15 protein-coding genes are annotated in these 18122 nt (G+C 69.3%); 11 read left to right on the top strand and 4 right to left on the bottom strand.

Annotated elements, in window-relative coordinates; genetic code table 11:
- Nucleotides 1-103: 103 nt before the first annotated feature.
- The 3 genes from AC0Z9V_RS14610 to AC0Z9V_RS14600 form a co-directional block, all read right to left on the bottom strand.
- Nucleotides 104-1564 (bottom strand): aminotransferase class I/II-fold pyridoxal phosphate-dependent enzyme, encoded by a 1461-nt coding sequence (locus AC0Z9V_RS14610; protein WP_485141948.1) that lies wholly within the window; start codon nucleotides 1562-1564, stop codon nucleotides 104-106.
- A 183-nt stretch (nucleotides 1565-1747) separates the two neighbouring features.
- Nucleotides 1748-2191: a MarR family winged helix-turn-helix transcriptional regulator gene (locus tag AC0Z9V_RS14605; RefSeq protein WP_133079972.1), complete on the bottom strand. Its 444-nt coding sequence runs from the start codon at nucleotides 2189-2191 to the stop codon at nucleotides 1748-1750.
- Nucleotides 2192-2310: 119 nt separating this feature from the next.
- A complete protein-coding gene (locus AC0Z9V_RS14600) occupies nucleotides 2311-3144 on the bottom strand; it encodes an alpha/beta fold hydrolase (protein WP_485141947.1) in 834 nt (277 codons plus the stop codon).
- A gap of 102 nt (nucleotides 3145-3246) precedes the next feature.
- On the opposite strand from AC0Z9V_RS14600, the gene AC0Z9V_RS14595 reads away from it, so the two are divergent.
- The 10 genes from AC0Z9V_RS14595 (at nucleotide 3247) to AC0Z9V_RS14550 (ending at nucleotide 14293) form a co-directional block, all read left to right on the top strand.
- Nucleotides 3247-3981, top strand: coding sequence for a response regulator (locus AC0Z9V_RS14595; RefSeq protein ID WP_485141946.1), 735 nt, complete (start codon nucleotides 3247-3249; stop codon nucleotides 3979-3981).
- A 39-nt stretch (nucleotides 3982-4020) separates the two neighbouring features.
- Nucleotides 4021-5703 carry an ABC-F family ATP-binding cassette domain-containing protein gene (locus AC0Z9V_RS14590; RefSeq protein WP_133079969.1) on the top strand — a complete coding sequence of 561 codons (1683 nt, stop codon included), beginning with the start codon at nucleotides 4021-4023 and terminating at the stop codon, nucleotides 5701-5703.
- 160 nt (nucleotides 5704-5863) lie between these two features.
- Complete coding sequence (locus AC0Z9V_RS14585) at nucleotides 5864-7129, top strand: hypothetical protein (RefSeq protein WP_208739390.1); 1266 nt, start codon at nucleotides 5864-5866, stop codon at nucleotides 7127-7129.
- 85 nt (nucleotides 7130-7214) lie between these two features.
- Entirely contained in the window at nucleotides 7215-8411 is a 1197-nt protein-coding gene (locus AC0Z9V_RS14580; RefSeq protein WP_208741798.1) for an MFS transporter, read from the top strand.
- A gap of 33 nt (nucleotides 8412-8444) precedes the next feature.
- Nucleotides 8445-9434 (top strand): ATP-binding cassette domain-containing protein, encoded by a 990-nt coding sequence (locus AC0Z9V_RS14575; RefSeq protein ID WP_208739389.1) that lies wholly within the window; start codon nucleotides 8445-8447, stop codon nucleotides 9432-9434.
- 89 nt (nucleotides 9435-9523) lie between these two features.
- Complete coding sequence (locus tag AC0Z9V_RS14570; protein WP_133080447.1) at nucleotides 9524-10309, top strand: ABC transporter permease; 786 nt, start codon at nucleotides 9524-9526, stop codon at nucleotides 10307-10309.
- 150 nt (nucleotides 10310-10459) lie between these two features.
- Nucleotides 10460-11407, top strand: coding sequence for an ABC transporter ATP-binding protein (locus tag AC0Z9V_RS14565; RefSeq protein ID WP_133079966.1), 948 nt, complete (start codon nucleotides 10460-10462; stop codon nucleotides 11405-11407).
- A gap of 2 nt (nucleotides 11408-11409) precedes the next feature.
- A complete protein-coding gene (locus AC0Z9V_RS14560; protein WP_133079965.1) occupies nucleotides 11410-12297 on the top strand; it encodes an ABC transporter permease in 888 nt (295 codons plus the stop codon).
- 21 nt (nucleotides 12298-12318) lie between these two features.
- Nucleotides 12319-13641, top strand: coding sequence for a sensor histidine kinase (locus AC0Z9V_RS14555; RefSeq protein ID WP_133079964.1), 1323 nt, complete (start codon nucleotides 12319-12321; stop codon nucleotides 13639-13641).
- Nucleotides 13589-14293 (top strand): response regulator, encoded by a 705-nt coding sequence (locus AC0Z9V_RS14550; RefSeq protein WP_133079963.1) that lies wholly within the window; start codon nucleotides 13589-13591, stop codon nucleotides 14291-14293. Before AC0Z9V_RS14555 ends, AC0Z9V_RS14550 begins: the two co-directional genes overlap by 53 nt.
- A 161-nt stretch (nucleotides 14294-14454) precedes the next feature.
- Here AC0Z9V_RS14550 and AC0Z9V_RS14545 read toward each other — a convergent pair whose 3' ends face one another.
- Entirely contained in the window at nucleotides 14455-16446 is a 1992-nt protein-coding gene (locus tag AC0Z9V_RS14545; protein ID WP_485141945.1) for a coiled-coil domain-containing protein, read from the bottom strand.
- Nucleotides 16447-16685: 239 nt separating this feature from the next.
- On the opposite strand from AC0Z9V_RS14545, the gene AC0Z9V_RS14540 reads away from it, so the two are divergent.
- Nucleotides 16686-17963, top strand: coding sequence for a M18 family aminopeptidase (locus AC0Z9V_RS14540; RefSeq protein ID WP_459269151.1), 1278 nt, complete (start codon nucleotides 16686-16688; stop codon nucleotides 17961-17963).
- Nucleotides 17964-18122: the final 159 nt, after the last annotated feature.

The raw sequence follows: 18122 nt of genomic DNA, 5'->3' as shown, positions 1-18122 counted from the left end.
CTCATCGTACGACGGATGCTTAGATTGTCTAGGAAACCCTCCCTGAGCCCTTCTCCGGCGACCTGACGCCCCTGCCGGACGCGGCGGCGACCGCCTCCGGGTGCTACTCCTTCACCACGCGGATGGTCCCGAGGGACGCGTCCCCGGGATCGGGGAGGACCATGCCGGCGTCGACACCGCTGCGCAGGTATTTGACGGACGCCTCGTTGATGCGCTCCCCCGGCAGGAAGACGGGGACCCCCGGAGGGTAGGGCGTGGCGAGCTCGGCGACGATCCGACCCACGGATTCCTCGATCGGGATGTCCTCCACGGGGCCGAAGAAGGCATCGCGCGGCAGCATGACGGTCTCCAGGTCCAGTTCGCCCTCGTCCGGGATCAGCACGGGAGGCGATGGCGGGAAGTCCGGGGCCGCGTCGATCAGCAGGCGCAGTCCGTCCATCAGCCGCTGGACGGTCGATTCGTCGTCCGCGATGGACATGGTGATCTCGAGGCGACGGTGGTCGGTGGTCCCGAAGTCGAGCCTGCAGTTCTCGCGCAGCCAGTCGTGGGCCTGGTACCCGGTGATGCCCAGACCCGAGACGTCGACGAGCACATGCTGGATGTCGAGGTCGTGGGAAGCCTCGTGGGAGGTGAGTTCCTCCTCCAGCACGTGCAGGCCGGGCAGTTCCTCGATCTGCTCGCGGACCCGCCGCGTGAGGGCCAGCGCGCGGTCGATCAGGTCATGTCCGCTCTGGACCATCTGGCGCCGCCACCCGTCCATCGCTGCGTACAGCATCACGTTCGCGCTGGTGGTGGAGAGGATGTCCGCACAGTGCTCGAGCCGGACGGGGTCCACGAGGTCCCCCTGGAGGTGGAACACGGAGCCCTGCTCGAAGCCGATGCCCATCTTGTGCACGCTGACCACGCAGAGGTCCGCCCCGGCGGACATGGCCCAGGTGGGGGTGTCGGGATGGAACGGCAGCTGCGCACCCCACGCCTCGTCGACGATCAGGGGCTTTCCGCGGTCGTGGCAGATCCTCGCGATGGCTCCGAGGTCGGCGCAGCTCCCGTAGGGCGTGGGGCTGACGACGAGGGCGGCGGCGGCGTCGGGGTACTTCTCCCACGTCGCCTCCACCTCCTGCGGCGTGGGCGGGTGGGAGAGCTTGAGGTCGTTGTCCCAGCTCGGGCGGATCCACCGCGGCTGCAGTCCGCCCAGGACCAGGGCGGACACCACGGACTTGTGTGCGTCACGGCTCAGCAGGATCTCGCCCTCGCCGTGCGTGACGGCGAGGATAGCGGCCTTCACCGACAGGGAACTGCCGCAGGTGGAGAAGAACGTCCGGTCCGCCCCGACCGCTTCCGCCATCAGGTCCTGCGCCTGCTGCAGGTAGCCGTTGGAGGTTTTCCGGTCGTCGAGCCCGGAGCTGGCCAGCACATCGGACCGGAAGCTCTGCTCGCCGAGGACCTCCAGGACCCGGGGGTCGACGCCGCGGCCCTGGCGGTGCGCGGGCGGGGTGAAGCCGTAGCGGTCGAGCTGCTGGTGATCGGCCAGCGCTGTGAGCACGGGGGTCTGGCTCTGGTCCATCGGTTCTCCCTCCGGTACGTACTCAGCATGCTTACCGATCCAGCCTTCCAAGCGCGGCCGATGCGGGTCAAGGGCCGATCCGCCGCACCGATTCCTCCGGTCTGTGCCCTGGTGCACCCGGAGACGACAGAACGGCCGCCCCGAGGGACGACCGTTCTCCTGAACGATGCTGCGGCGCAGGCCTCAGACGACGGCTGCTGCCGGCTTCTGCCGCTGGGGAGCGAGTTCCCCGACGATGCCGCGCAGCAGGCTGCGCAGCTCGAAGGACTCCAGTCCTTCGCCGACCATCAGTGTGCGCTCGATGTCCTCGGCCTTGGCGAGGGCCTCGACGCCCTCCGGCGTGATCGTGATGCGCTGGCTGCGGCGGTCGATGCTGTCGCGGATACGGGAGATGAACCCCTGGCGCTCGAGCTTCTCGATCGTCTTGCCGATCGTCTGGGCCTGGACGTGCACCGCGAGGGCGAGCTTCGCCCCCGTCATGGTGCCCTCGCGGGCCAGGACGCCGAGGGTGGTGTAGCCGGCATGGGTGATCCCGATGTCCAGCAGCCTCTCGTTCCACGCGTGGTCGACGAGACGTGCGGCGGTCGTGAGCAGGCGGCTGGTCGACCACTCTTGCAGATCAGGCATGCGATCTTCCTTCCGGTGCTTGGAACACCCGGCCGACGCTGTCGATCAGCGTAGGCCGGGTGCCGTGTCTTTGCAGCTGATCGATGGAACGACGGACGGGACCAGCTGCAATACGTCTACTATGCGCTTCGATCTTCAAGTTTTCCCGATGGCCGGTCCGAAGCTTGGAACAAGAAAGCCGGATCGGCGGCGGCCGGCACGCTCCGGAAGGCGATGATCTCCGCTGCGACGGCCGGTGCCGCCGAATGCTGGACGACATGCGGCTGGCCGTCGATCTCCACGAGGAGACCATACCGGGCGCGTGCCGCGAGTTCCCTGCACCAGCGCCGCCGGGCGACGGGATCACGCCCGCCCCGGAGTACCAGGACCGGACACCGGACCCGCTCGACCGCGCGCTCCAGCGGGTACTCCATCATGGGCTGCAGTTGGCGCAGGTACCAGCGCACGCCCGTGCGGAGGTAATCCGTGTACACCGTCCAGTTCGCGGACGGGCTCTCCCGGAACGTGTCCCGTCCGAGCGAGACGGCCTGCTGGATCACCGTGCGGCGGTCGCGGTCGACCACCGGCCCGATCAGGACGATCCGTTCCGCGAGGTCGGGCGCCTGGAGGGCTACCTCTGTGACGAACTGCACTCCCATGGAATGCCCGATCAGGATGCACGACCGGACGTCGATGGCCGCCAGCGCCTCGATGATCAGGGCGGCGTGGTCCTCCACCCCGAGCCGGCCGCCCGGCTGCGGATCCGGTCCGTAGCCGGGGAGATCCACGGAGTGCACGACGGCGTCGGACGCCAGTTCGGCGCGGAGCCGGTCGAGGTACCGGTGGGTCATGCCCAGTCCATGGACGAGGACGTACGGGGAACGGGACGTGGCGGACGCGTCGGTCCCCGGCGTCGTCCGGATCCGGAGAGTGAGGCCGTTCACCTGCACGGTGCTGAGGGTGGTCGGCTGCATCCCGGCAGTCTACGGGGGCGGACCGGCCGATCCTCAAGATCAGTTCAAGCCAAGTGTCCGTTCCGTGCCCTCCGGGCTCCCGATGTATGGAACTCTTGTTCCATGTCCGTTTCTCCGCCGCAGCGCACTGCGTTGGTCGTCGAGGACGATCCGGATATCCGCGAACTGCTCTCCACGACCCTGCGCATGAACGGGTTCGCGATCGTGGAGGCCGCGTCCGGGCTGGACGCCGTGGCGGCAGTGAAGGAGCACCGGCCCGACCTGATCACCCTCGACCTCAATCTGCCGGACCTCGACGGGGTGGAGGTGTGCCGCCAGTGCCGTGCCGTCAGTGACGCCTACATCGTGATGGTCACGGCCCGCCAGGACGAGATCGACCGCCTGATCGGCCTCGAGATCGGCGCCGACGACTTCATCGGCAAGCCCTTCAGCCCCCGCGAACTCTCGGCGCGGGTGTCCGCGATGTTCCGTCGTCCCCGCACGGGTACCGGGGCCGTCCCGGAACCGCCGGTGGAGGGCAGCGAACTGCTCCGACACGGCGACCTGACGATGGATGCCGAGGGGCGCGTCGTCACCCTCGCCGGCCGGGAACTCGCGCTCACACGGATCGAATTCGACCTGCTCGAGACGCTCCTCACCGGATCCCAGCGGGTCTGGACACGCGAAGCGCTGCTGAACCGGGTGTGGGGTGACGGCTGGAGCCAGGATCACCACCTCGTCGAGGTGCACATCCGCAACCTCCGGAAGAAGCTCGGCGAGGACACGAGCAATCCCCGGTTCATCCGGACCGTGCGGGGCGTGGGATACCGGATGATCCCGGGCGACCAGCGGGGCTGAGCCGACGGGTGCCCGCCCGGTCCGTGAAACACTGGAGACGTGGCTCATCTCGACGTTTCCGGCATCGACTACTTCCTCTCCGACGGCAGGCAACTGCTCAACGGAGTGGCCTTCAAGGTCGGTGACGGCCACAAGACGGCCCTGATCGGACCGAACGGGACCGGGAAGACCACCCTGCTGCGCATCATCTCCGGTGATCTCGCACCCGACGAGGGATCGGTGAGCCGCTCGGGGGCCATGGGGATCATGCGGCAGTTCGTCGGGCAGGTGCGTGACGACACGACGGTCCGTGATCTGCTCGTCTCCGCCGCGCCGCCGGTGCTGGCCGCGGCAGCCGCGCGGATCGACGCGGCGGAACTCGCCATGATGGAGGCCGACGACGAGCCCACGCAGATGAAGTACGCGCAGGCCATCGCGGACTGGGGCGACGCCGGTGGATACGAGCTGGAGACCACGTGGGACGAGGTCACCATGGCCGCCCTCGGCGTCCCCTTCGACCGTGCGCAGTACCGCGCGGCGTCGTCGCTCTCCGGTGGCGAGCAGAAACGGCTGGTCCTCGAGGCGCTCTTCTCGGGCCCCGACGACCTCCTGCTCCTCGACGAGCCCGACAACTACCTCGACGTGCCGGGCAAGCGCTGGCTCGAGGCGAAGCTGCGCGAGTCGAAGAAATCCGTGCTGTTCGTCAGCCACGACCGTGAGCTGCTGGCCAACGCCGCGACACGTATCGTGACGCTCGAGCCCGGGGCCCTGGGCGCGTCGTCCTGGACCCATGGCGGTGGTTTCGAGACCTACCTGAAGGCGCGCGAGGACCGGAACGCGCGGTTCGAGGAGCTGCGCAAGCGCTGGGACGAGGAGCACCTCAAGCTCAAGGAACTCGTCAACATGTACAAGAACAAGGCGGCATTCCGCTCCGACATGGCCAACCGCTACCACGCGGCGCAGACCCGCCTCGCGAAGTTCCTCGAGGCCGGGCCGCCGGAGGCCATCCCCCTCGAGCAGAACGTCTCCATGCGCCTGCAGGGCGGCCGCACGGCCAAGCGGGCCGTCGTGGCCCAGAAGCTCGAGCTGACGGGACTGATGAAGCCCTTCAGCACGGAGATCTGGTTCGGGGACCGGGTGGGTGTGCTGGGCTCCAACGGTTCCGGCAAGTCACACTTCCTGAGGCTGCTCGCCGCCGGCGGCACCGACCCGGACAAGGAGCACCTGCCGGTGTCCGACGTCGACATCGCTTCGGTTCCCCACGAGGGCTCCGTGAAGCTCGGCGCGCGCATCCGGCCCGGCTTCTTCGCACAGACGCACTCGCGCCCCGACCTCCTCGGACGCACGCTCATCGACATCCTGCACCGCGGCGACGAGCACCGGTCCGGCCTGGGCCGCGAGGCGGCGTCCGCCGTGCTCGACCGCTACGGTCTGGCGGCCCAGGCGGAACAACCCTACGATTCCCTGTCCGGCGGTCAGCAGGCGCGCCTGCAGATCCTGCTGCTGGAGCTGTCCGGCGCCACGCTGCTGCTGCTCGACGAGCCGACGGACAACCTCGACCTCCATTCGGCGGAGGCCCTCGAGCGGGCCATCGACGCGTTCGAGGGGACCGTGATGGCCGTGACGCACGACCGCTGGTTCGCCCGCAGCTTCGACCGGTTCCTCGTCTTCGGCTCGGACGGCAAGGTGTACGAGACCAAGGAACCTGTCTGGGACGAGAGCAGGGTCGTCCGGGCGCGCTGATCCCACCTCTCCTCCACAGCTATTCCACAGGTTTGTCCACAGGCGGTGGATGAGTCCGGACAGCTCCGACCACGCGCTGTCCTTCGCGGGCGGCGGGTGCCATCCTCGGTAGGGTGGACGACGGCGGAGGGACGCCGGACGGTCCATACACGGGGAGAGCATGGCGAACGGGACAGGCACGGATACCGAGGCGGAGTCGATGGATCCGGTCGGGACGCAGGACGACGGCGGGGCGCCACCTCCGCAGGGCTCCCGGCAGCGCCCTGCGGGCCGGCACACCCGTGCCGCTCCGCCGGACCCGGGCACCAGGAGGATCGGTACGCCGCGGCACGCCGCCGGCATCCCCTCCGGGAGCACTGCCACCGCCGCGGAGGACACTCCACGTCCTCTCCCGAAGAGCCGTCGGGCCACGAGGACCGTCGTGGCCGGCGCCGCCGTCGCGACCGCACTCGTCGCGGGGGTGGTCACGGTCCACCTGGTCAACCAGTCGGTCTTCGGACCTGACAAACCGGTCGAGGCCTACCTCGACACCCTCGTCGCAGGGGATGCGGGGGCCTCCCGCGGGCTCCTCGGGACCGGCGTCCCCGGTGGACAGGACGCCCTGCTGTCCGATGCCGTCTACGGAGCGGCAGCCGGTCGACCCGACGCCTACGAGGTGCTCGACGTCGCGATCACCGACGGCAGTGCGACGGTGACCACCGAGGTGATGCAGGAGGGAATCAGCAGCACCATCGACTTCACCCTGACCCGGACCGGATCCACGGGTGTCCTCTTCGACCTGTGGCGGCTGGACGGTCCGATGCCGGTCACGGAGGTCGGCATCGTGGTCCCGGAGGACCTGCAGTCGGTCACCGTCAACGGTGCCGAGGTGACCCTGCCGGCCGGGGACACCGACAGGTATGCGGGCCTGCGGTCGGTCTCCCTCCCGGCACTGCCCGGGCAGTACGTCGTCTCCCCGCCGTCGCCCACCACCTACCTGTCCTACGGCGCGGAGCAGACCGTCACGGTCACGGCGGATCCTGCATCGGCGCCCGGCGGGGTGCTCTTCGAGCCGGAGCCCACCCCCGCGGTGCAGGCCGAAGCCGCCGCCGCGGCCACGGCCGCACTGGACCGATGCATCGCCTCCACCGAGGCCTCGCCGAGCAACTGCCCGAACGCGTCCTTCCTGTTCGGTGATCCGCAGGACGTCCGTGATCCGCGCTGGACGCTGGACAAGGAGCCCACCTTCACCCTCCAGGAGTCCTATGAACCGGGCGTGTACCGGCTCCTGTCCGACGACGCCCAGGCGACGTTCTCCTACGAGCGCAACGCCGAGTTCGACCCCCGGAAGCCGGCACGCTGGGAACGCGAGGAGGACCCGCAGCGGCTCCACATCAGCGCGACCGTGACCGTGACGGGCGAGACCCTCGCGGTGGACCTGGACTAGTGCAGCGGGGTCGCGGGAGCCGCGATTGTGGCTTCCGCCGCCGCCCGCCTACGGTTGCAGGGTGAACCCCGTCGTCCGCTCAGCCATGTTCGCCTCCTATGCCATCTTCGGACTCAACGGTCTCGTCTTCGCCAGCTGGGCCGCCCGCATCCCCTCGGCCTCGGGCACGCTCGGCCTCGGTTCGGGCCAGATGGGCACCCTCCTCCTCGTGGGCGCCATCGGGTCGGTGCTGTCGCTTCCCCTGGCAGGAATCGTCGCCGCCCGCTTCGGCACGGCCAACACCGTCCGCCTGGGCGGAACCGCCGCGGCACTGGGCGCCGTCGGCGTCGCCCTCGGCCTCGCCGCGGTGTCCGTGCCCGTCGTCGCCGTCGGGCTGTTCCTCTTCGGCAGCGGAGTGGCCCTGTGGGACGTGGGGCAGAACATCGAGGGAGCCGACGTCGAGCGCCGGGTCGGGAGGACCATCATGCCGCGCTTCCATGCCGCCTTCAGCGGGGGAGCGTTCGTGGGGGCACTGGTCGGGGCAGGGCTCTCGGCGCTGGACGTGGACCTGTCGGCGCACCTCGTCGCCGTCGCCGTCCTCAGCCTCGCCGTCTCGCTCTGGATGCCGCGCCGCTTCCTGCCGGAGACCCCCGCGCAGCCGGTCGATGGGGCGGACGAGGCGACGGATGGTCGGGGCAAGGGCCTCGGAGCGTGGGGCGAGGCACGCACCCTGCTGATCGGACTCGTCGTGCTGGGTGCCGCCCTGACCGAGGGAGCTGCGAACGACTGGGTGGCGAAGGCCAGTGTCGACGGGCTGGGAACCACGGAGAGCACCGGCGCCATCATGTTCGCGGTCTTCGTCGCCGCGATGACGGCGCTGCGTTTCGTGGGCGGCGGCCTCATCGACCGCTTCGGCCGGGTACGGGTGCTGCAGGCCAGCCTCGGTTCCTCCCTCGTCGGGCTCGTGCTTTTCGTCGTCGCGCCGAACGTGCCGCTCGCCGCCGTCGGAGCGGTCCTCTGGGGCGCGGGAGCCGCGCTCGGATTCCCGATGGGCATGTCCGCGGCAGCGGACGAACCCGAGCGCGCGGCCGCCCGTGTCGCGGTCGTGTCGACCATCGGGTACACGGCCTTCCTCGCCGGTCCGCCCCTTCTCGGTTTCCTCGGCGACGTCGTGGGCATCCGCACCGCGCTCCTGGCCGTCGGGATCGCGGTCCTCGCCTCCTTCATCGTCGCGCCCACCGCCCGGGAACGTCCGGTGGAGACGAAGGAACCCTTGCGGACAGGTTCTGACCGAAGCCCCTAGGAGAGTCACGCCGCCGGCTCTACCCTTTCCTGCATGGCGATCATCGAAGCAGACGGTCTGAAGAAGACCTATTCGTCGAAGAGCGGGCCCGTCCACGCGCTCGACGGCATGAATCTCTCCGTTCCCCAGGGAACAGTCAAGGCCCTGCTGGGCCCCAACGGTGCAGGCAAGACGACGGTGGTCAAGATCCTGACCACTCTCATCCAACCCACAGCCGGCACGGCCCACATCGACGGCATCGACGTCATGCAGGATCCGAAGGCGGCCCGCCGCATCATCGGCGTCTCCGGCCAGTACTCGGCCGTCGACGAGAACCTGACCGGCTTCGAGAACCTCGAGATGGTGGGCAGGCTCTACCACCTCGGCGCGGTGACGGCCAGGCGCCGGGCGCAGGAACTCATCGACCAGTTCGAATTGACGGAGGCCGGCAACCGCCCGGTCAAGGGGTTCTCCGGCGGCATGAGGCGCCGGATCGATCTCGCCGGGGCGCTGGTCATCAATCCGAAGATCCTGTTCCTGGACGAGCCCACCACCGGGCTGGACCCGAGGAGCCGCCTGTCGCTCTGGGGCATCATCAAGGACCTCGTGAAGGACGGCACCACGCTGCTGCTCACCACGCAGTACCTCGAAGAGGCGGACCAGCTGTCGGACGACATCGCGGTGATCGACGGCGGCAAGGCCATCGCCGAGGGCACGGCGGACCAGTTGAAGGCACAGATCGGAGGACACCGCGTGGTCGTCTCGCTGGTCGACGCCGCCCACGCGGGTGCGGCGAGGGAGATCCTCGGGCGCCACGGCTCCGGCCACCCCGCCATCGGTGATGACGGCCGCAGCATCGAGGTGGCCGTCGACGAGGGACCCCGTGCCCTCCAGTACATCCTGTCCGAGCTCGGCGAGGCCGGGATCGAACTGCACGACGCCGGCATGCGGCGTCCCAGCCTCGACGATGTCTTCCTGAAGCTCACGGGCCGACGGGCCGAGGACAACGACGAAGCAGCAGCACAGAAGGAGCCGGCAGCATGAGTGTCCTAGCACCCGAGGGCCGCCAGCCCGAGAACCAACGCTCGCGCGTCCCGGGAGGGTCCGTTCCGGACCAGCCCTCCGAACTGGCGATGTGGTTCTCCGACGGGTGGACCGTGACCAAGCGCAACCTGACCAAACTGAAGCGCTCGCCGGACATGCTGATCTTCGCCGTCCTGCAGCCCATCATGTTCGTGCTGCTGTTCAGCCAGATCTACGGCGGGTCCATCCAGGTGGAGGGCAGCGACTACACGCAGTACCTCATGGCAGGGATCTTCGCGCAGACGGTCATCTTCGGTTCCACCTTCTCCGGCTCGGCCATGGCACAGGACCTCAAGGACGGGATCATCGACCGTTTCCGGACCCTTCCCATGAGCACCTCGGCCGTCCTCATCGGGCGGACCAACAGCGACCTCGTGCTCAACACGCTCTCCGTGGTGATCATGATGGGCACGGGCTTCCTGGTGGGGTGGCGGGTCAACACGTCCCCGTCCGAGGCGCTGGCCGGCGTGGGCCTGCTCCTGCTGTTCTCCTATGCCTTCAGCTGGGTCATGGCGCTCCTCGGGATGTCGGTGAAATCCCCGGAGGTGATCAACAATGCCTCGTTCATGATCCTGTTCCCGCTCACGTTCATCTCGAACGCGTTCGTCCAGTCGCAGACCCTGCCCAGCGCGCTCGAGACCTTCGCGAACTGGAATCCCGTGTCCGCGCTCGTGCAGGCGGTGCGTGAACTGTTCGGCAACACCGGGACCGTCCCCGTTCCGGATGCCTGGCCCATGCAGAACGCCGTGCTGACCGTGCTGATCGGCACCATCGTGATGCTGGTGGTCTTCGTGCCGCTGTGCATCCGCAAATTCGCGTCGATCAGTAGCCGGTAGGCGGCGGGGGTCGTCCGAAAGGGGTACGGCGCCCCGCTCCGTGATCATCCCTGGGGCCGGTGAATCCGCACCGGTCCCAGGCCTACTGTTGGTGGTACCGGCCCGGAGTAGCGGGACGGCCCCGAACCACCTCCAGCCAAAGGACGCCCCATGATCGAGGCCCAGGCCCTCTCGAAGCGGTACGGCGCGAAGACCGCCGTCGACGCCGTCTCCTTCACCGTGCAGCCCGGCAAGGTGACGGGCTTCCTCGGCCCGAACGGCGCCGGCAAGTCGACCACCATGCGCATGATCGTGGGCCTCGACAACCCGAGCGCCGGCCGCGTGACCGTCAACGGGCAGCCCTACGCGCAGCACCGCGCCCCGCTCCGCGAAGTGGGTGCGCTGCTCGACGCGAAGGCCGTCCACACCAAGCGCTCCGCCTACAACCACCTCCGCGCCATGGCCGCGACGCACGGCATCCCGAACAGCCGGGTCAAGGAGGTCATCGAGCTCACGGGACTCGGTCCCGTGGCCAGGAAGCGGGTGGGCGGCTTCTCCCTCGGTATGGGGCAGCGCCTCGGGATCGCGGCGGCGCTCCTCGGCGACCCCCACACGGTGATCCTCGACGAGCCCGTCAACGGACTCGACCCCGAGGGGGTCCAGTGGGTGCGCCACCTCGCGCGGGGACTAGCCTCCGAAGGCCGCACCGTCTTCCTCTCCTCACATCTCATGTCGGAGATGGCACTGACCGCCGACCACCTCATCGTCATCGGCCGTGGCCGCATCATCGCCGACGCTCCCATCCAGTCGATCATCGACGGCCAGGGCAAGGTGCGCGTGCGGGTCCGGGCCGACCGGCCGCAGGACCTGCTCGGGAGCCTCGCCGGCGAGGGAGTGTCCTCGCAGGTCCTCGAGCCGGAACTGGTCGAGATCACCGGCGTCGAACCGCGCCGCATCGCCGAGATCGCCCTCCGGGAGCGTGTCCTGGTCTACGAACTCACCCCGCTCCAGGTGTCCCTCGAGGACGCCTACATGGAGCTCACCCAGACCGAGGTCGAGTACCACTCGCACGACCTCCCGACCGCCGCCCAGGCTGCCGCACCAGTGGAAGGACGCTGACCATGGCAACGTCGACCTCACCCGCCCCCACCCAGCAGCGGCCGCGGCCGACGCGTGATGCCGGTTCGGGCGTGAACTTCGGCCGGGTCCTGAAGTCCGAATGGATCAAGGTCACCACCGTCCCCTCGACCGTCATCCTCATCGTCTCGACCGTCGTCGTGATGGTGGGGCTCGCCGCGCTCTTCGCCTGGTCCCTGTCGGTCATGGCTCAGTCCGTCGGCGATCCGAGCGTGCCGGCGGAGTTCCAGGCACCCACGGAAGGCCCGGGAAGTGCGGCGTTCGAAGCCCTGACGACACCGTCGTCGGGCCTGGTGTTCGGGCAACTGCTCATCGCGTCGCTCGCGGTGGTCCTCATCGCCTCGGAATGGACCACGGGCATGATCCGCTCGACGATGGTCGCCGTACCGAAACGCACCCCTGCCCTCCTGGCGAAGACCGCCATCGTCGCAGCCGTCGCCTTCGTCGTAGGTTTCGGCAGCGCGCTGATGTCCTACCTCGTCGCCCAGCCCATCCTCGGGGGAGAGGATCTCGACTTCGCCCTCACGGAGGACGGCGTCTTCGCCAGCGTCATCAACACCGGGACCTTCCTCGCTCTCGTGGCCGTGATCTCGATGTCGATCGGCATCCTGCTGCGCAACACGGCCGGAGGCGTGGTGACGGCGGTCGGCATCTTCTTCGTCCTGCCGATCATCGTGCAGCTCATCTCAGGGCTCGCCGACTGGATCCCGGATGCAGCGCGGTTCCTCCCCGGAGACGCGGGCACGCAGATGGTCGCCGTGACGACGGCGGAGGATGCGCTGACCCAGTGGGAGGGTGGCCTCGTCATGGGCGCCTGGGCCCTGGTGCTGCTTGTCCTGGCCCTCGTCGTCGCCAAGAAGCGGGATGTCTAGCACCCCTCATGAGCCGGCGCCATGAATGACAGGCTCTCGGTGAAGGAGACCGCGGAACGAACGGCCGCGGTCTCCTTCACCGAGCTCAACGCCCGTCGGCTCGGCCCCCTCCGGCGGTTCTTCCGCAAGCATCCGCGGGCCATGGACGCCGTCGTCGTCGTGGTGTTCCTCTTCCTCTCGTTCCCCACGGCACTGTTGCTGATCTTCGGCGACGGCAACTGGCTCGCCCTCCCCGGCGTGGTCCTCGCCGCGGGCGCGCTCGCTTTCCGCCGCGACCGTCCGATCCTCGTCCTCGCGTTCGTCTCGGTACTCGATGTGCCCGTCAGCATGCTCACCGAAGGCCAGGGCAGCAGCGGGATCGCGACGATGTTCGCGCTCTACACCGTCGCGGCGACGTATCCGCTCCGGAAGGCGCTGGTGGCGGCGTGCTCCGCGACGGTCTTCTCGGTCGGTGCCCTGTTCCTCATCCCCGTGTCGACCTTCGCCGAGGCTCCCGGCATCATCTGGCTGCTCAGCGGATTCGTGGTGATGTTCCTGGCGATCGCCGTCGGGGTGGGCATCACGGTCCGGCGCGACCGCGAGCACGAGAGCGAATTGCGCGAGTGGGCCACCCGCAACGCCGAACTGGCCTCCGCGGGCGAGCGGAACAGGATCGCGCGGGAGATGCACGACGTCGTCGCCCACTCCCTCACCGTGATGGTGGCGCTGTCGGACGGCGCCGCCGTCGTCATGAAGCGCGACCCGGACCGCGCCGTCTCCGTGCTCCGTGAACTGTCGGGCACCGGACGGACCGCCATCGCCGACATGCGGCGCGTCCTCGGGGTGCTCCGTGCCGAGGCCGCGAGCGGATCGCTCGAGCCGCTTCCCGCGTCGAGCTCCCTGGCGCAGCTGCTCGACGGGTTCCGTGCGGCGGGGCTGCCCCTCCGGGTGACCACCAGCGGTCCCCGGCTGCCCGATGATCCCGCGTTCCAGCTGACGGTGTACCGGATCCTGCAGGAGTCCCTGACCAACGTCCTGCGCTACGGCAAGGGCGTTACGCTGGTGGACATCTCGATCGCGAGGACGGGAGATGCGGTCCACCTGCGCGTAGCCGACGACGGCCGCGGTGCCATGGGGCCTGTCGTCTCCCTCGGGTCCGGGCAGGGCATCGCCGGCATGCGGGAGCGTGCCGCGATCTATGCCGGCTCGGTCGAATACGGCAGCCGCCCGTCGGGTGGCTGGATCGTCGAAGCACGACTGACAGTCCCCCACGCCGACGGCGGAGCGGGGAACCACCGGGGGAAAGAGAAAGATGACCACGCAGCACAGCACGCCGGGCACGCCCATCAGGGTTCTGCTCGCTGACGACCAGCCACTGCTGAGGATGGGTTTCCGGCTGATCCTCGAAGGCGAGCCGGACCTCGAGATCGTGGGGGAGGCGTCCACGGGCACGGAGGCGGTCCGCCTCGCCGCGGAGCTGATGCCGGACGTCGTGCTGATGGATGTGCGGATGCCCCAGGGTGACGGCATCGAGGCCACCCGGCAGATCACGGCGTCGGGGTCCCGTTCGCGCATCATCATCCTGACCACGTTCGACCTGGACGAGTACGCATTCGCGGGCCTGCAGGCCGGAGCCTCGGCGTTCCTGCTGAAGGACGTGGCCCCCGAGGACCTGGTGCACGCCGTGCGGGTGGTCGCCAGCGGTGACGCCGTCGTCGCCCCCCGCGTCACGCAACGGCTGCTGGAGACCTACGTCCGGTCACTGCCGCCGGCACAGACGGCCACCAGGGTGCCGGACCGGCGGTTGACCGAGCTGACGCCACGGGAGCGCGAGGTGCTCGAGGCGATTGCCGGGGGGCTGTCCAACGCCGAGCTCGCGGCCCGGTTCTTCCTGTCCGAGGCCACCATCAAGACGCATGTGCGGCGGATCCTGACCAAGCTGGACCTGCGGGACCGCGTCCAGGCCGTGGTGTACGCGTACGAGAACGGGATCGTGGTGCCGGGACCGGCGCACTGACACCCACCGGGCCCTGCGGCCGGGCCAGGGAAGGCGTCGGGGCTCCTCGGCCAATATCGTGCAGGAGGTCGTGGGTGCCTGGTCCGAGCTGAGCATCGCAGGCAGAGAGCGAAGCGCCCCAGGAGAATCGTCTCCTGGGGCGCTTCGGGTGTAGCGGTCGATCAGGCGAGGCACCCGCCCAGAGTGATCGTCCTGTCGATGCCGGCGATCCGGTCGAGGACCGCGGCGTACTGGGCCTGCAGGCCGGCCACGACGACCTTCTGGGCGGCGACCGCCTCGCGGTTGACCTTCTTGGCGCTCTCGAGCGTCCGCAGGGTCGCGGACTGGGCGACGATCTGCGCGTCGACCTTCGACAGGTCCGCCTTGGCGGTGGTGAGAGCGGCCTCCTTCTCGCTGATCTGCCGAGTGAGCGTGTTCAGCGAGGTCTGCAGTGGGGTGAGCTGGTTCTGCAGCGAGAGGATCGCGTTCTCCGCGGCCGTGATCGAGGAGTTGAGGCCGGCGAGGGTCGTTCCGAGCCTGGCGACCTCTCCGTCGAGGCGGGTGACCTCGGCGGTCTCCTTGGTCACCGCGGAGTCGGCTGCGGTGAGGGTTGCCTGCAGGCCGGGGAGAGCGTCCTCGAGGGCCGCGAGCTCAGCCTGCTTCTGCACGATCTCTGCCTTCGCCGTGGTCACGTCCCCGGTCAGGCCCGGAAGCGCGGCCTCCAGAGCCGCGAGCTCCGTCTTCTTCGCGGTGACGGCAGCGTCGGCGTCGGTCAGGGCGGTGTTCGCCGGGGCCCGGGCGGCGTTGGCGTCGGCCAGCGAGTCGGCGGCCGAGGTGACCTGCCCGTTGGCCCCGGCCAGGCTGGTCTGCAGGCCGGGCAGCTGCTGCTGGAGATTGCTGCTCTCCTGCTGCTTCGCCGACAGCGACGAGTTCAGCGTCGCGAGCTGACCCTGCAGCGTGGTCAGGTCACCGTTCAGGGCGGTGATCAGCGCGGTCTTGTTCGCGGCGGCCAGCTCCGCGGCGGCGATCTCCGTCTTCTTGGCGGTGATCGCGGCGTTCAGCTCCTGCTTCTTCTTGTCCGCGTTGCCCTTGATCGCTGCGAGCTCGGCCTCGAGGGTGGCGAGCTGCGTCCGCAGCGCGGCGGCGTCGGCGACGGGCGTCGCGGAGGCGGCGGCAATCTCCTTCTGCTTCGCGGAGATCTCCGCGGTCCTGGTGGTGATGTCACCCTGCAGACCCGCGATCTCCGCCTGCAGCACCGGGAGGCCGGCCTCGATGGTGCCGATCTGCTGGGTGAGCGTCGTGACGCTCTGCTCGGCCAGGCGCAGGTTCTCCTCGGCCCTGACCACCGTGGCGGTCGCCTCGGCGGCATCGGTGTCAGCAGTCCTGGCCGCGGTCTCCAGCACCGGCAGTGCGAGGCGGGCATCCGCCAGCTTCTTCTCCGCCGCATCCACCAGCGCCTGCGCCGCGTCGCCCCGGGCGACCAGAACGGCCAGCTCCTCGGTGCCCTTCTCGATCGCGGCGACCTGGCCGTCGACCGTGGTCTGCGCCGTCGTCGCCGCGGCGGTCGCGCCGTCCAGGCGGGCCCTGGCAGCGGCCAGGTCGGTCTCCTGGGCCCCCTTGTCGGCGAGAGCCCGGGTCCTGCTCGTGTCGAGGCCGGCGAGCTCGGTCCGTGCAGCGGTGAGCTGCGCCTGCAGCGGCGTGACCTGGTCCACCAGCGCCGTCTTCTGCCCCTGCAGCGCCGTCAGCTCGGTGTTCGCTGCCGCGATCGCCGCCGTCATCGTCGTCTTGTCCGCCTCCAGCCTGGTCAGCGACATCGTCACCGAGTCGATCTGCCCGACCAGTGTGGCGTACCGCGCGTCCAGTGCGGCGATCTCGGTCTCGGCTGTCGTCACCTGCGCGGTCAGGGAGTTCTGCGTGGTGACCAGCGCGGTCCGCTCGGCGGTCAGCGTCGCGATCCGCTCCGCGTTCTGCTTCGCCGCGGCCTTGAGCAGATTCGGCTGCGCGTTCCCGCGGTGTGCGAGCTGGTTGGTCACACCGTTGCAGATGCCCGCAACAGGGGCGGACTCGGCCGACGCCTGCGGGGCCAGGACCAGCATGCTGGTCAGGACTCCCGGCAGGATGACGGCGCTCGCAACGCGGCGGATGAGGACTGATGTCGCGTTGATATCGTGCAAGGCTACTCCTGGAGACCTGAAGGGAACGTGGGGGTGACGTCCAGAATCTACGGAGATCGGTTGCGCGGAGACACGGTATCCAGTACCCGACCTTCCCCTCTGATACTCGTTCCCCGTCCCGTTTCCTACGTGGTACCGCGCGATCACTGCAGGAACGGGCGGTGGCCGACAGGCCACGGGCATCGCCCGGCGCAGCGATCCGCCGGGGTGCTGCGACCAGGGTCTGATTGAATCGGAGGATGAGCACTCCAGAGCACATCCAGGACCTCGGCGCCTATGTGGCGGCGTCCCCGTCGAGCTTCCACGCCGTGGCAGAGGCCGGCCGACGGCTCGCCGCCGCAGGATTCCGCCGGCAGACGGAGCAGGACGCCTGGGAGGGCGGTGCAGGTCGCTTCTACGTCATCCGGGACGGCGCGCTGATCGCATGGTCCGTCCCCGACGACGCCGGCCCCACGACGCCGTTCTCCATCCTCGGCGCCCACACCGATTCGCCGTCGTTCAAACTCAAGCCGAAGCCCACCACGGGAAGACACGGTTGGCTGCAGGCCGGGGTCGAGGTCTACGGAGGCCCGCTGCTGAACTCGTGGCTCGATCGGGAACTCGCGCTCGCGGGCCGCCTGACGCTGCACGACGGCAGCGAGCACCTGGTGTCCACCGGGCCGTTGCTGCGGTTCCCGCAACTCGCGATCCATCTGGATCGAGCCGTCAATGACGGGCTGGCGCTCGACAAGCAGCGGCACATGAACCCCGTGTGGGGCCTCGGCGACCCGGCGGAGGCCGACCTCCTCGGACTGCTCGCCGCCCGGGCGGGCATCGATCCGCACGACATCGGCGGCTTCGACGTCGTCGTCGCCGACACCCAGGAACCGCGTGTCTTCGGCGCGCAGGGGGAATTCCTCGCGTCCGGACGACTCGACAACCTCTCGTCCGTGCATGCCGGGCTCACGGCGCTGATCGACGCTGCCGGTGGTCCTTCCGACGGGCCCATCGCGGTCCTGGCGGCCTTCGACCACGAGGAGGTGGGCAGCGGCTCCCGCTCGGGCGCCAGCGGTCCCTTCCTCGAGGACGTCCTCCTGCGCATCTCACTCGGACTCGGGGCCGGTACGGAGGAGCGCCTGCGTGCCCTCGCGTCGTCGTTCTGTGTGTCGGCGGACGCCGGCCATGCGGTCCACCCCAACTACGCGGAGCGGCACGATCCCGCGAACCTGCCCGTGCTCAACCGGGGACCACTGCTCAAGATCAACGCCAACCAGCGGTACACCACGGATGCACCGGGCGCCGCCTACTGGGCCGCACTGTGCCGGGCGAGCGGTGTGCCCTACCAGGAGTTCGTCTCCAACAACGTCATGCCGTGCGGCTCCACCATCGGTCCCCTCACAGCGACACGCCTCGGTATCCGCACGGTCGACGTCGGGACGCCACTGCTGTCCATGCACTCGGCGCGTGAACTGTGCGGCGTCGAGGATCCCGGTCACCTCGCGAAGGCCACCACGGCCTTCTTCCGCGGCGGCCTGTAGGGCTCGTGTTCGTCCGCGGAGGATCGTCCGGTAACATTGATACGTCCGTGCCACAGCCGGTCGGTGGTAAATACCGCTGACGGCGGCCGGATCAACGCTAAAGAACCTCCTGTTGCGGAAAGACCGCGACCGTTCAGCCCAGAGGAGGTGGGTTCACAC

The organism is Arthrobacter sp. UYP4 (assembly GCF_057291175.1).
The sequence above is the reverse complement of the archived record's forward strand: the minus strand, read 5'-3'. Positions and strand labels throughout refer to the sequence as shown.

What these genes read in the sequence shown, in the direction of transcription:
- AC0Z9V_RS14595 (WP_485141946.1), top strand. Translation starts at nt 3,247, where the DNA reads ATGTCCGTTTCTCCGCCGCAGCGCACTGCGTTGGTCGTCGAGGACGAT.
- AC0Z9V_RS14555 (WP_133079964.1), top strand. Translation starts at nt 12,319, where the DNA reads ATGAATGACAGGCTCTCGGTGAAGGAGACCGCGGAACGAACGGCCGCG.
- AC0Z9V_RS14605 (WP_133079972.1), bottom strand. Translation starts at nt 2,191, where the DNA reads ATGCCTGATCTGCAAGAGTGGTCGACCAGCCGCCTGCTCACGACCGCC.
- AC0Z9V_RS14550 (WP_133079963.1), top strand. Translation starts at nt 13,589, where the DNA reads ATGACCACGCAGCACAGCACGCCGGGCACGCCCATCAGGGTTCTGCTC.
- AC0Z9V_RS14610 (WP_485141948.1), bottom strand. Translation starts at nt 1,564, where the DNA reads ATGGACCAGAGCCAGACCCCCGTGCTCACAGCGCTGGCCGATCACCAG.
- AC0Z9V_RS14600 (WP_485141947.1), bottom strand. Translation starts at nt 3,144, where the DNA reads ATGCAGCCGACCACCCTCAGCACCGTGCAGGTGAACGGCCTCACTCTC.
- AC0Z9V_RS14565 (WP_133079966.1), top strand. Translation starts at nt 10,460, where the DNA reads ATGATCGAGGCCCAGGCCCTCTCGAAGCGGTACGGCGCGAAGACCGCC.
- AC0Z9V_RS14575 (WP_208739389.1), top strand. Translation starts at nt 8,445, where the DNA reads ATGGCGATCATCGAAGCAGACGGTCTGAAGAAGACCTATTCGTCGAAG.
- AC0Z9V_RS14585 (WP_208739390.1), top strand. Translation starts at nt 5,864, where the DNA reads ATGGCGAACGGGACAGGCACGGATACCGAGGCGGAGTCGATGGATCCG.
- AC0Z9V_RS14570 (WP_133080447.1), top strand. Translation starts at nt 9,524, where the DNA reads ATGTGGTTCTCCGACGGGTGGACCGTGACCAAGCGCAACCTGACCAAA.
- AC0Z9V_RS14580 (WP_208741798.1), top strand. Translation starts at nt 7,215, where the DNA reads ATGTTCGCCTCCTATGCCATCTTCGGACTCAACGGTCTCGTCTTCGCC.
- AC0Z9V_RS14560 (WP_133079965.1), top strand. Translation starts at nt 11,410, where the DNA reads ATGGCAACGTCGACCTCACCCGCCCCCACCCAGCAGCGGCCGCGGCCG.
- AC0Z9V_RS14540 (WP_459269151.1), top strand. Translation starts at nt 16,686, where the DNA reads ATGAGCACTCCAGAGCACATCCAGGACCTCGGCGCCTATGTGGCGGCG.